The sequence below is a fragment of the Lishizhenia sp. genome (assembly GCF_033720595.1).
Classification (GTDB): domain Bacteria; phylum Bacteroidota; class Bacteroidia; order Flavobacteriales_D; family Crocinitomicaceae; genus Lishizhenia.
This window is the reverse complement of record NZ_JAWWCF010000088.1, coordinates 1-11578: the sequence shown is the minus strand read 5'-3', so window position 1 is coordinate 11578 and position 11578 is coordinate 1. Positions and strand designations below refer to the sequence as shown.

Here is an 11578-nt window from a genome sequence, read left to right as displayed (position 1 = left end):
TGTTCAATCCGTAGATAGATACCATTGCGTAGGCTTGTTTTGTTACCTTCTCCAAGTCACTCAACGCACCTGTAGAAATCTTACCAAAGATCAACTGCTCGGCAGCTCTACCTCCTAATGCAGAACACATTTCATCCAAGATTTGCTCTGTAGTTGTAATACTTCTTTCTTCTGGTAAGTACCATGCCGCTCCTAAAGACTGACCTCTAGGCACGATAGTCACTTTTACCAATGGATGTGCATATTGCAACAACCAAGAGATAGTTGCGTGTCCTGCCTCGTGGAAGGCAATCGACTTCTTCTCTTCTTTGGTAATGATTTTATTCTTCTTCTCTAAACCACCAATGATTCTATCAACGGCATCTAAGAAATCTTGCTTCTCTACGAAAGGCTTTTGTTTTCTTGCTGCAATTAACGCTGCTTCGTTACACAGGTTAGCAATGTCAGCACCGCTAAATCCTGGAGTTTGTTTCGACAAGAAATCAATGTCCATTTCTTTATCTAACTTCAATGGTTTTAAGTGAACTTGGAAAATTTCCTTACGCTCATTTAAGTCTGGCATGTCTACGTAAATCTGTCTATCAAAACGACCTGCACGCATCAATGCTTTATCCAATACATCTGCACGGTTAGTTGCTGCTAGAATAATAACTCCAGAGTTTGTTCCGAAACCATCCATTTCTGTTAACAACTGATTCAATGTATTCTCACGCTCATCGTTAGACCCCATAGAGTTACTTTTTCCTCTGGCTCTACCAATAGCATCAATCTCATCAATAAAGATAATTGCTGGAGATTTTTCTTTGGCTTGTTTAAACAAATCACGCACACGTGACGCTCCAACTCCCACAAACATCTCCACAAAATCAGATCCTGAAAGTGAGAAGAAAGGTACTTGTGCTTCACCTGCAACGGCTTTTGCCAATAAGGTTTTACCTGTTCCCGGAGGTCCTACCAATAAGGCTCCTTTCGGAATTTTAGCTCCAAGCTCTGTGTATTTCTTAGGGTTCTTTAAGAAGTCAACAATTTCCTCAACCTCTTCTTTAGCTCCTTCTAATCCAGCTACATCTTTAAAGGTAACATCTGTTCCTTTACCTTTTTCAAAGACTTGCGCTTTAGATTTACCGATGTTAAAGATTTGTCCACCAGGACCTCCTCCTGCTCCACCAGACATTCTTCTCATGATGAACATCCAGATTACAATGATGATTAATACAGGGAAAATGAAAGCGATAATTTGGCTTAAGTAATTCACCTCATTATTCACGTTATAGCTTCCCAACGGCTGCTTACCGTCTGCAATTAATTTCTCATTTGCTTTTTCATAGTTCTTGTCAAATACTTCTTGACTCGAAATATCTAATGAAAACTTCGGTTTACTTCTTGCCGAAAATGCGCTTGGTTGATTCGACATGATACGCTTCATACGATCATAATCTTTCTTATCCCCATTAGCGTTATCGAAATTTCCGTTCTCTATTGCTTTTTGTCCGTCTTCCGTTACTTGGAAATCTACTCTGTTCTGATTTCTAATCAACACAACATTCTCCACGTATCCGTTCTCCATTAGTTCAATGAAAGTACCTCTACTTACATCGCTACCTCCTGAAGACCCCATGAAAAACTGTGCTCCTAGAATCAATACTGCTATACCAGCGTATATCCAGTAAATCGAATACTGATTTTTCTTCTTTTTTGCCATTATTATTTTAATCTAAATTAGGAATATCTGTTCTTTTCGCATCTGCCCATAAGTCTTCAATCTCGTAAAAACTTCTTACGTCTTTATGGAAGATATGCACCACTACGTTCACGTAGTCTAACAATACCCACTCTCCGTTACGTTTACCTTCTTCATGCCAAGGTTTGTCGCGCAAAACTTTTCTTGTATGCCTTACAATAGCATTACTAGCTCCTTCTACTTGCGTGGTAGATTCACCACTACAAATCACGAAAAAATCGGTAACTGAATTATGAATATCTCTTAAATCTAAGATGGTAATGTCTTTGGCCTTCACCTCTTGCATTCCCTCGACTATTGTCTCGGCCAAAATTCGGGAATCTATTTTCTCTATTACTTTATGCATTCTCAATTTTGAGTGTACTACAAATCTAATTAAATTTTAATTTTACGCTCAGTGTTTTAAACTCATTGTTGCAGATATGACGCAAACAAAAATAGGTCATAAAATTATTCATCTAGAACGTGTAGATTCTACGAACAACTATGCTGCCAATATGGGGAAGCAAGGTCAAATTTCACACGGCACTGTTATTTTGGCAGATATACAGACAAATGGCAGAGGTCAACGCGGTAACACATGGCAATCTGACCCATTTTCTAACCTAACCATGAGTTTATACATCACCCCCAATGCTCTAATTAAAAACAACCAACATACTTTAAATTACGCCGTAAGTTTGGCATTGAAAGATGTATTGACCAAACACGCCGAAAATGTCAACATAAAATGGCCCAACGATATTTTGATAGGCAAACGAAAAATTGCCGGTATTTTAATTGAAAATCAATGGGGTCCTTTTGGAATTCAATCCTGTATTGTAGGGATAGGACTAAATCTGAATCAGCAGTCATTTGAAAATGACTTGGGCATTTCTTTAAGTCAAGCTTCCGGAAAACACCACACGCCTTACAACATTATGTTAGAGTTTTGCTATACATTTCAAGAAAGGTGGAATAGTATGGAGCAAGTAGGCGCTGACACACTAAAACAAGAGTTTGATAAAGCACTGTGGTTACGTGGTATTGAAAGTACCTTTGTAGATGCAGAAACGCAGGAGGAATTCAATGCCATTCTTGTAGACACAGATGAATTTGGAAATTTACGACTACAAAAAGAAAACGGACGAATCGAAAGCTATCGCAATCAATCCATCCGTTTCAAAGATCGTATGGTATAGAGGAATTACGCCTCGTATTTTTCTTTAATCTTATTGGTCATGTAGTTGAAAAGGTTGGTCAACGGTTTTTGAACCATCATTTTCAAGAAAGCGTTCACCTTTCCATCGAAGTGAATATAACCTTGCGTTTTATCTCCTTCTGGCGACATGAAAATTGTTAAATCAAATGGAAAAGGAGATTTTGCACCCGCTTTCATAATGATTTGTTGATTTTCTATCATCTCTTTCTGTTCCAAAGTGATAACAATCCCCCCTTGTACCTTAAAGCTACATGTTGTATCTGTTGCTGTGAAGTCTTTTACATCATCTTTTGGCAAAAGCTCACCAATGTTGTGGGCATCCTTTAAAAAGGCGTATACCGTAGTAACATCCGCATTTACAACAACTTTTTCACTATCTATTTTCATGGCTTAAGCTTCTTTTGGAGACCATTCAGATGGATTCTCTTTCCATTCTCTTAAAGAAACTAAATCCTCTTTAGAAATAGCACCTTGTTCTAAGGCCAAATCCATTAAAATATCGTAGTTAGAAAGCACAACGTAAGGACAATTCGCCTCCTCAAAGTTATTTTGAGAGATTTTGAATCCGTATGAGAAAATTGCCGCTAAACCTTTCACGTTTAACCCAGCTTCTCTTAATGCCTCTACAGCTTTTAAAGAAGAACCTCCAGTAGAAATCAAATCTTCAATAACTACAACGTTTTGTCCTTCAGTAAAATCACCTTCAATTTGGTTACCCAAACCGTGACCTTTTGCTGAAGATCTTACATAAATAAATGGCACTCCTAATTCTTGCGCTACTAATGCACCTTGTGCAATTCCTCCTGTAGCCACTCCTGCAATTACATCTGGTTTACCGTATTTCTCCAAAATGATCTCAGAATAACTTTGTCTTATAAAAGTTCTAATGTTTGGATAAGACAAGGTTTTTCGGTTATCACAATAGATTGGAGATTTCCAACCAGATGCCCATGTAAAAGGAGATGTGGGCTCAAGTTTTATTGCTTTAATTTGTAACAAAAATTCTGCTACTTTTGAAGCGTTATCCTTATTTAAAATCATGCCGCAAATGTATAAAGTTTTTATTGAAAATACGCCACTCTACTTTGTAAAGAATGAAAAAGGGTTGAAAAGCGATACTTTCTTGATAAAAGGCAAACTCAATGAAATTGTACTTAAAAACATCTTGAGTACATATAGAAACGCCTCAAGTAAAATTAGAATCGCCATTGTGGATGATGAGCCTAAGAAAGCTATGCGTAAACTTTTTGAAAATTACGCCTGGGTTGAAGCTGCTGGAGGAATTGTTCGTGACACGAAACACGACAAGTATTTGTTCATCAAACGCAATGGGTTTTGGGACATTGCCAAGGGGAAGCTCAAAAAAGGAGAAGATACAATCTTGGGTGCTCAACGTGAAATAGAAGAAGAATGTGGTATTTCAAATATTTCTTATGAAGATGAAATTATTGAAACCTATCATATATATGACACCTATGGAAAAGATGTTATAAAAAAAACCTATTGGTACAGTTTCACCTATGATGGAGATGAAAAACTAACGCCGCAAATTGAAGAAGGTATTACGAAGGTGAAATGGTTTTCTAAACCTAATTTAGATAAAATACGCTACAACACCTTTGCTTCAATTGTAGAAGTGATGGATGCTTATAAACATTTTAAACAAAGCTAAAATCAACGCGCCTGTTGTGCTGTTTACCTTCGCTGGTGGCATTTGTATCAACAGGCTCTCGTTCCCCCTTAAAATCTATCTCTAACTTATCTTCGGGTAAACCATGGGTTACAAAAAAGTCTTTTATCGCCTTTGCTCTTCTTTCTGATAAGCCTACGTTATAGGCATCTGTTCCTACCGCATCGGTATGACCTGTAACCTTAATACGTATATCTGAATGTCCTTGAACCACGCGTATCATATCTTTTAAATAAGCATGAAATTCAGCTTTTACCACAGATTTATCATGATCAAAATAAATCGGTTTAAATTTAAAATCCTCTAACTCCTTTTTGCGAATGGCTGGTGCTGAAAAACCTTTGTCTAAATCCATCTTTAAGCGGTGCACCCACAAATGACTAAGGTCTGACTTTTTCTGATCAGGAAAATTATAATCTGCTTTGTATAAAATGACGTAACCCGAATAATTTCTACAATCTACACTGGTAAAGGTTCCTTCTAAGTAGCCTGTACTATCGTTGTACTTCAGGTTGTATTTCAATTTACACCTTGGAGTTTCTCTGCTGTTGGCTCTCGATTTAAAATTGATTTCTTCAATTTCTATGTTAAAAGCATCACTGTCGTTCACCTTAAATCTTTTTAAGGCATAAACATCCGTATCCGTTAATTCAATACGCGTAAGCTCACTTCCTTTATCTAAGTTCAGGTAAATAGCTTGCTCGTCAGAAAAATCTTGGTGGATAGATAATATTCCCTTCCATTGCCCTTCCAAATCGGCAGACAATGTTGTAAATGTTACTAGCAGTACTGTGCATAAAAAAGTTAACCTCATCAAAGTATTATTCGGATAGAACAAGAAAATGTTCCAAGTTCATGCCATTAATTTATGGAATTTATAGAATTCACCTATTTTTGAGCCGCATGCAAAAGTTTCTGATCATACAAACGGCCTTTTTGGGAGATGTAATCTTGGCCACTCCTGTAGCTAACGCCTTACGAGAAAAATATCCTGACGCGCAAATAGACCTATTGGTGCGCAAGGGAAATGAAAGCTTGGTTCAAGGTCATTACTCCCTAGACAATGTTTTGATTTGGAACAAACAAGAAGGTAAATACAAAAGTCTACGCGCCCTTAAAAAGCGAATTGTTCAAGAAAAATATACAGAAATCATTAACCTGCACCGTTTTGCCAGTAGTGGATTTTTAACTGCCTTTGGTAAAGCTGAAAGTTCTGTTGGTTTTGATAAAAATCCATTGTCTTTCCTCTTTAAGAGAAAGGTTAAACACGATTTAACCAAAAACTTGCATGAAGTAGAAAGGAATTTAAGTTTAATTGCCCACCACGGTGTTCCTAAAAAATTGCGTCCTACCCTCCATCCTGCTGAGAAAGATTTTGCTTTTGTGAATCAGTACAAAGGACAAAAATACGTTTGCTTTGCACCTGCATCTGTTTGGTTTACGAAGCAAATGCCCAAGGAGAAATGGATAGAACTTGGTCATACCCTTAACCATAAAATCTATCTTATTGGTGGTCCGGGTGACCTTGCATTATGTGAGGAAATTGCACAAGAATTAGACAATGCTGAAGTATTGGCCGGAAAATTAAACCTCATGCAAAGTGCCGCTTTGATTAAAGACGCACAACACTGTTACGTGAACGATTCTGGCCCAATGCACATTTCCTCAGCTATGAATACACCAACCACAGCTTTTTACTGTAGCACTGTACCCGAGTTTGGATTTGGACCTTTGGCAGAACAATCTAGAATCATTAGCAAAAGTATGGATTGCAAGCCTTGTGGTTTGCATGGGCATAAAGCCTGCCCTAAAGGTCATTTTGACTGTGGCTATAAAATTGACTTTAAGAATGATGTTTATTTGGATTCTTAGACGGTTAGACTTTTAGACAATTAGATGTCTAGACAGTTTTGAGTATGAGTAAGGAGTTTGGATAAAGGATCTTAAAAAAATTTGCTTTCGCATCTGAATTGAAGAATTTTCAAACAAGGATAGGATGCAAAGTGAGCGTGGCGAAGGTTTAGGATTACTTAGCTTACAGCGGCGACTGGAAGAAGCCGCTGTAAGCTTTGGTAATACTTGGCCTTTGGGAGTGAGCTTGTAAGGATAGCCTGGCCGTTTGCCTAATTAAAAATAAATTGCTCCAAAGCTTTAATATAATTATCGTAGCCCATAATTGCCGGTGGGTTATTGTGATCACCACCTTCTACGCGAATGGCAGTTTTATCTCCAGTTTTATTGGCGTAGACAAGCTCTCCATGCGTTTTTATAGACAAGAAATCATCATCGGTTCCATGTATCCATAAAAGTGGAATATCTATATTTTTTATTTCTTCAGCGTTATCGATTTTAAGGTTCACAAAATAACTCCCTGGCATATCCAATGCTGCGGCATCTTGCACCATGACTTCGGCACTCGCAAAGGGAGATTCTAAGATTAGTTTGGTTGGCTCTAGGGGATAATCGGCTTTATTAGCCGTTAACTCACAAGCCGGTGCGCTTCCCAAAGAATAGCCGACCATGATGAGTTTATCACTGGTAACACCTTGGTCTTTTAACCACTGCATGGCCAATGCAACACTTTGATACATGTTCTCCTCAGTTGGTGCGCCACCGGACATACCATAACCCGGGTAATCCATCATCAATACCCCCAAACGGTTGAGTCCGCCAACATTGGCCAACAATTTTTGTCGCGGCCAATAATAGTCCATGTGATCGCGGTTTCCGTGGCAGTATAAAATAACGGTGTCTTGATCTATGGTAGACAAATCACCCGCATAGACCATGTGTACTTCTTCGTTTACACCCTCTATATCCATTTCCAACGCGAATGGATGTATGGCTGCGACGGGAACAGCATAATCATCTCCCACCTCAAGGGCTACTTCGCCCGAATAATTATCTAATTTGTATTCGGTGAGCGCTGCATTATTGAAGAGAAAACTGTCTAAACGCTTGCGACATGAAGTAAAGGCAAGCAGCGCAATTCCGCTAAATATGATCCATTTTTTCATCTTAAAATCTTTTAATTACACCTATGTAAATTCCAGTTGCTCCTCTTTCACCGGTGATACTTTTATAGTCGAGCACGATGTCTTGATTACTCATATAAGGCACCATCATTTTGAGTTCTGTGGAGAAGCTCCATTTGTTGCGTCGGAAAGTATGTCCGACCTGCACCATAGGAAAAGCCCAATTGTTTTGCGGCTGATCGTGCGCTCTTGTACTCGACAATTCAAACCACGACCCTACTCCCGCATACACGAAATTGTATTTAATTTTTCTGTTCGACAATAAATCTGCTTGTACCACACCTTGCTGGTTGTATTTCCAATAATAATTGGCTTCGAGTATAGGCCAAAGCTTGGTGTTTTGCTCAAAAACATCTCTTGCAAAATTCACACTGGGTGTGATGCTTATCCCCATGTGTCTGTCCCTGTTGTACCACACCTCTTTGACCACACCTAAATCAAACTGTGCCACTCCAAACACTGCGGCAGTTGTGTGCCAGCTGCCGTAAATGGTTGTACTGTGCGAGAGTCCTCTACCATAGGTCAAACTAGAAAAAGGTAAAGGAATTGTTGCCACACCGGGGACATTCACAAGCGGTCCGCCAAAATCTGCACTTACCGCATTTTGCTTTTTAGCGAGCGGTTCTATGAAGCGGGAGCTGGAGCAGGAGAAGAGGATGGAGGAAATGGTAAGGGGGATGATGAGTTGTTTTAGTTTCATGACGGGGTGTTTTTGGTAAGGGGAAGATAGGGGATTTTTTTGAGGGGGTTGGGGTTGAAGAAGGGAAAATTATTTTGACTAGTCGTAATCTTGCCAAATAGTTTTATTTGATTTCAACTCAGAATTATCATAACTTTTTTATCAACCTAATCTAATTCATTATGGACCTCAACGAATTCATCAATCGTTTTGGGACAGAGAAAAAATGTATTTCCTTTATAAAAATTCACAGAGAAAAGAAAGGAATCAACTGTCCTAAATGCAAATCAAAAGTTAATAATTGGCGACCAAAACACCTGTATTGGCGCTGTTGCTGTGGAAGGAAAATAAGTTTAAAAAGTGGCACTTTTATGGAATCTAGTAATCTCAATTTCACGACCTGGTTTAAGGCCATATTTTTCATGACTCATATTAAGAAATCCTATTCCACCTTAGAATTATCAAGGCTTTTAGGAATAAAAAGGTATCGTACTGTCTGGTACCTTAGTATGAAAATACGAATGGCCATGGGCAAGGAATTACTAGGAAAGGAGTATTTTCAATTCTTGTATATTTTATCCAATAATAGTAACGAAGAGTACAACATAAACGAACTAAAGAATTATTCAATTTCAGCAATTCATACATCATTGACCAGAGGTCAGGACGAGATAAACTTAATTACTCCCACCCAAACCCAAAAAGATTGTTTTTCAGAAGAAAAGAGATTAAGAATGAAAGGATATCGTTGTACTAAAATATTCAATGCTCAAGAAGGCATAGAATATCAGAATCCTCTTTCCCCCGTAAAACCTACCATTAAAAACTGGTTAAATAAACTTCTTTCTAATGCGAACAGAATGTTACGTGGTGCTCATCATGGTGTGAGTTTTCTGCATTTACAGAAATATATGTTTGAATTCTCTTTTAACTATAACAAACGAAGACAAAACAAATTTATACCATTGATAAGCGTGATATTGAAATAGAGCTTGGCAAGAATGCGACTAGTCAAAAATTCATAATAAGCTCCCCCCCAACATTTCCCCCCACATCCCCCTCAATATCTCAACCAAACTCCTTATCTTTGCAAAATCTTATGAATCAGTATAAAAAAGTTGCGTTCTACACGCTTGGATGTAAATTGAATTTCTCCGAAACTTCTACAATAGCTAGAGATTTCGAAGAAGCAGGTTTCGCAAAGGTTAACTTTGACGACACTCCTGATATTTATGTAATTAACACCTGTAGTGTTACTGAAAATGCCGATAAAAAATGTAAGCAATTGGTCAAAAAAGGATTAAAGATTAATCCGAATGCCTTTGTGATCATTATCGGGTGTTACGCACAATTAAAACCTGAACAAATTTCTAATATCCCCGGGGTTGATTTGGTATTGGGTGCCAATGAGAAATTCAATATTCTCGAACACCTAGAAGCCATGGATGCGAAAGCAGAAACAGCTCAAATGAAATTTGAAAACATTAAGGAAACCAAAGAGTTTGTCCCTTCCTTCTCTTACGGAGATAGAACGCGTTCTTTCTTGAAGGTTCAAGATGGATGTGATTACTTTTGTACCTTCTGTACCATTCCCTTAGCGCGTGGTAAAAGTAGAAATGCTTCTGTGGCTGAGACAACTTTGGAGGCTCAAAAAATTGCCGACACAAAGATTAAAGAAGTAGTTTTAACAGGGGTAAACATTGGTGATTTCGGACAAAATGGTGAAGAAAACTTCTTTGACTTGGTGAAATCTTTAGATGAAGTTGAAGGCATCGAACGTTTTAGAATTTCTTCTATCGAGCCCAACTTACTCTCTGATGAAATCATAGAATTCACTTTGGCGAATTCAAAACGATTTGTGCCGCACTTTCACATTCCTTTACAATCGGGGTCTGACAAATTATTGAAGGCGATGCGCCGAAAATATTTGAGTGAACTCTATGTAAATCGCGTTAACAAAATCAAAGAAATTTACCCGGATGCTTGTATAGGGGTTGATGTAATTGTTGGTTTCCCAGGCGAGACGGATGAAGAGTTTATGGTAACATACAACTTATTGAAAGACCTTGACATCTCTTACCTCCACGTTTTCACGTACTCTGAAAGAGCGAATACTGGAGCTTTGAAAATGAAAGATGTCGTTCCGATGAACGTGCGTAAAGACAGATCTAAAATGTTGCATATTCTTTCCGATAAAAAGAAACGTAAGTTCTACGAAGAAAACTTGAACAAAGACTTCACAGTACTTTGGGAGGGCGAAAACGACAATGGCTTTATGTACGGATTTACCGAGAATTACGTAAAGGTAACCCAACCGTACAACGAAACTGATATCAATGAAATGCGTAAAGTAAATTTAAAGCGCATCAATTCACAAGGAATCGTAGAAATAGAAACGTTGGTCTAAAACCCAAAGTAATAGATACCAAAAAAGTAGCCCGATAATTTCGAAGGCTACTTTTTTTATGTCATCTATTTTTTGGCCATTCCTTTTTATGAAAATAAAAAGTCGGGCTAAACGCTATAGTCCTCCTACAAAAAGCAATTCAAATTTAAGTAGGTTGGTATGCTTCTTCTAGTCGCATACCCCCTACTTTTTTCATTCCTTTTTGTACTCCGGGCTGCCGCTTATATCCCTAATGGGCGACGTTTCACTCTATTGTTCACTCTATATTTCAAACCAAACATAATAGAAGAACGAGAACCTTTCGATTGAATGTTGGCTGTATAAGCTTGTTGATCTCCACGCAATAAGTAAGTCATATCGTTTTGAGAATGTGTGTAAAGTCCCAATTGGTAATTGTAAGCTATAGAGAAATAAGCATTTCTCGAAAGTTTTAAATCTTTAGAAATTCCTAACCTCACAGCAGTTAAAACTTGTCTTTCAACATACTGTTCTCTATCTACTCGCCATACCTCACCTTCAGCAACTTGTGACATTGCAGCTTGATGGGTATCCGTCATTGTATCATGGTAAGTACCTGTCGTAAAACCTTGAACCAACCCTAAATTCACATTAATGTAATTGTAATTTTTAGGTCCGACAACCCTGTATCCTCCACCAATAGAAAACTCATAAGAAGAATTATATTCTGTACTAAAACGAGCCGGATAACTTTTTGGCCTTACAATGTGGTAACCATGATCTAAATATTGGAAAGAGTAGTTAAAATAAGCAAAGAAGTTTTTCGCCAATTCACGTTCAACATTAAGTCCCCAAGTAAAAGCGGCT

The 11578-nt window shown here is 38.1% G+C and carries 13 protein-coding genes; 5 read left to right on the top strand and 8 right to left on the bottom strand.

Annotated features, from left to right (window positions below; genetic code table 11):
• Together ftsH and rsfS are read right to left on the bottom strand one after the other, a co-directional pair.
• Window positions 1–1702: ATP-dependent zinc metalloprotease FtsH (gene ftsH, locus R3333_RS07855; protein WP_318958238.1), on the bottom strand; the 1702-nt coding region annotated here is incomplete at its 3' end.
• A 7-nt stretch (window positions 1703–1709) separates the two neighbouring features.
• Entirely contained in the window at window positions 1710–2087 is a 378-nt protein-coding gene (rsfS, locus tag R3333_RS07850) for a ribosome silencing factor (RefSeq protein ID WP_318958237.1), read from the bottom strand.
• Window positions 2088–2163: 76 nt separating this feature from the next.
• On the opposite strand from rsfS, the gene R3333_RS07845 reads away from it, so the two are divergent.
• Window positions 2164–2922, top strand: coding sequence for a biotin--[acetyl-CoA-carboxylase] ligase (locus tag R3333_RS07845; RefSeq protein WP_318958236.1), 759 nt, complete (start codon window positions 2164–2166; stop codon window positions 2920–2922).
• A 5-nt stretch (window positions 2923–2927) separates the two neighbouring features.
• Here R3333_RS07845 and R3333_RS07840 read toward each other — a convergent pair whose 3' ends face one another.
• Both R3333_RS07840 and pyrE read right to left on the bottom strand, forming a co-directional pair.
• Window positions 2928–3329 carry a hypothetical protein gene (locus tag R3333_RS07840; protein WP_318958235.1) on the bottom strand — a complete coding sequence of 134 codons (402 nt, stop codon included), beginning with the start codon at window positions 3327–3329 and terminating at the stop codon, window positions 2928–2930.
• 3 nt (window positions 3330–3332) lie between these two features.
• A complete protein-coding gene (gene pyrE / locus R3333_RS07835; RefSeq protein WP_318958234.1) occupies window positions 3333–3983 on the bottom strand; it encodes an orotate phosphoribosyltransferase in 651 nt (216 codons plus the stop codon).
• Window positions 3984–3990: 7 nt separating this feature from the next.
• Here pyrE and R3333_RS07830 point away from each other — a divergent pair, with 7 nt between their 5' ends.
• On the top strand, window positions 3991–4614 hold the full coding sequence (locus R3333_RS07830) for an NUDIX hydrolase (RefSeq protein WP_318958233.1): 624 nt from the start codon (window positions 3991–3993) through the stop codon (window positions 4612–4614).
• On the opposite strand, the gene R3333_RS07825 is transcribed toward R3333_RS07830, so the two are convergent.
• Entirely contained in the window at window positions 4601–5446 is an 846-nt protein-coding gene (locus R3333_RS07825; RefSeq protein WP_318958232.1) for an OmpA family protein, read from the bottom strand. The two genes, R3333_RS07830 and R3333_RS07825, sit on opposite strands and share 14 nt — an antisense overlap.
• A gap of 89 nt (window positions 5447–5535) precedes the next feature.
• Here R3333_RS07825 and R3333_RS07820 point away from each other — a divergent pair, with 89 nt between their 5' ends.
• Entirely contained in the window at window positions 5536–6504 is a 969-nt protein-coding gene (locus tag R3333_RS07820) for a glycosyltransferase family 9 protein (RefSeq protein ID WP_318958231.1), read from the top strand.
• A 251-nt stretch (window positions 6505–6755) separates the two neighbouring features.
• Here the strand turns inward: R3333_RS07820 and R3333_RS07815 are convergent, their stop codons facing one another.
• A complete protein-coding gene (locus R3333_RS07815; RefSeq protein WP_318958230.1) occupies window positions 6756–7649 on the bottom strand; it encodes an alpha/beta hydrolase in 894 nt (297 codons plus the stop codon).
• A gap of 1 nt (window position 7650) precedes the next feature.
• Window positions 7651–8367, bottom strand: a complete 717-nt coding sequence (locus tag R3333_RS07810) for a hypothetical protein (RefSeq protein WP_318958229.1) — start codon at window positions 8365–8367, stop codon at window positions 7651–7653.
• Between the two features lie 506 nt (window positions 8368–8873).
• On the opposite strand from R3333_RS07810, the gene R3333_RS07805 reads away from it, so the two are divergent.
• Together R3333_RS07805 and mtaB are read left to right on the top strand one after the other, a co-directional pair.
• Window positions 8874–9335, top strand: a complete 462-nt coding sequence (locus R3333_RS07805; protein ID WP_318958228.1) for a transposase — start codon at window positions 8874–8876, stop codon at window positions 9333–9335.
• Window positions 9336–9445: 110 nt separating this feature from the next.
• A complete protein-coding gene (gene mtaB, locus R3333_RS07800; protein ID WP_318958227.1) occupies window positions 9446–10753 on the top strand; it encodes a tRNA (N(6)-L-threonylcarbamoyladenosine(37)-C(2))-methylthiotransferase MtaB in 1308 nt (435 codons plus the stop codon).
• 221 nt (window positions 10754–10974) lie between these two features.
• Here the strand turns inward: mtaB and R3333_RS07795 are convergent.
• Window positions 10975–11578 (bottom strand): hypothetical protein (locus R3333_RS07795; protein ID WP_318958226.1); only part of this gene is annotated, 604 nt, incomplete at its 5' end.

Bases quoted from the DNA above. Each gene is read 5' to 3' on its own strand.
- rsfS (WP_318958237.1), bottom strand. From the start codon at position 2,087: ATGCATAAAGTAATAGAGAAAATAGATTCCCGAATTTTGGCCGAGACA.
- R3333_RS07845 (WP_318958236.1), top strand. From the start codon at position 2,164: ATGACGCAAACAAAAATAGGTCATAAAATTATTCATCTAGAACGTGTA.
- R3333_RS07840 (WP_318958235.1), bottom strand. From the start codon at position 3,329: ATGAAAATAGATAGTGAAAAAGTTGTTGTAAATGCGGATGTTACTACG.
- pyrE (WP_318958234.1), bottom strand. From the start codon at position 3,983: ATGATTTTAAATAAGGATAACGCTTCAAAAGTAGCAGAATTTTTGTTA.
- R3333_RS07830 (WP_318958233.1), top strand. From the start codon at position 3,991: ATGTATAAAGTTTTTATTGAAAATACGCCACTCTACTTTGTAAAGAAT.
- R3333_RS07825 (WP_318958232.1), bottom strand. From the start codon at position 5,446: ATGAGGTTAACTTTTTTATGCACAGTACTGCTAGTAACATTTACAACA.
- R3333_RS07820 (WP_318958231.1), top strand. From the start codon at position 5,536: ATGCAAAAGTTTCTGATCATACAAACGGCCTTTTTGGGAGATGTAATC.
- R3333_RS07815 (WP_318958230.1), bottom strand. From the start codon at position 7,649: ATGAAAAAATGGATCATATTTAGCGGAATTGCGCTGCTTGCCTTTACT.
- R3333_RS07810 (WP_318958229.1), bottom strand. From the start codon at position 8,367: ATGAAACTAAAACAACTCATCATCCCCCTTACCATTTCCTCCATCCTC.
- R3333_RS07805 (WP_318958228.1), top strand. From the start codon at position 8,874: ATGGGCAAGGAATTACTAGGAAAGGAGTATTTTCAATTCTTGTATATT.
- mtaB (WP_318958227.1), top strand. From the start codon at position 9,446: ATGAATCAGTATAAAAAAGTTGCGTTCTACACGCTTGGATGTAAATTG.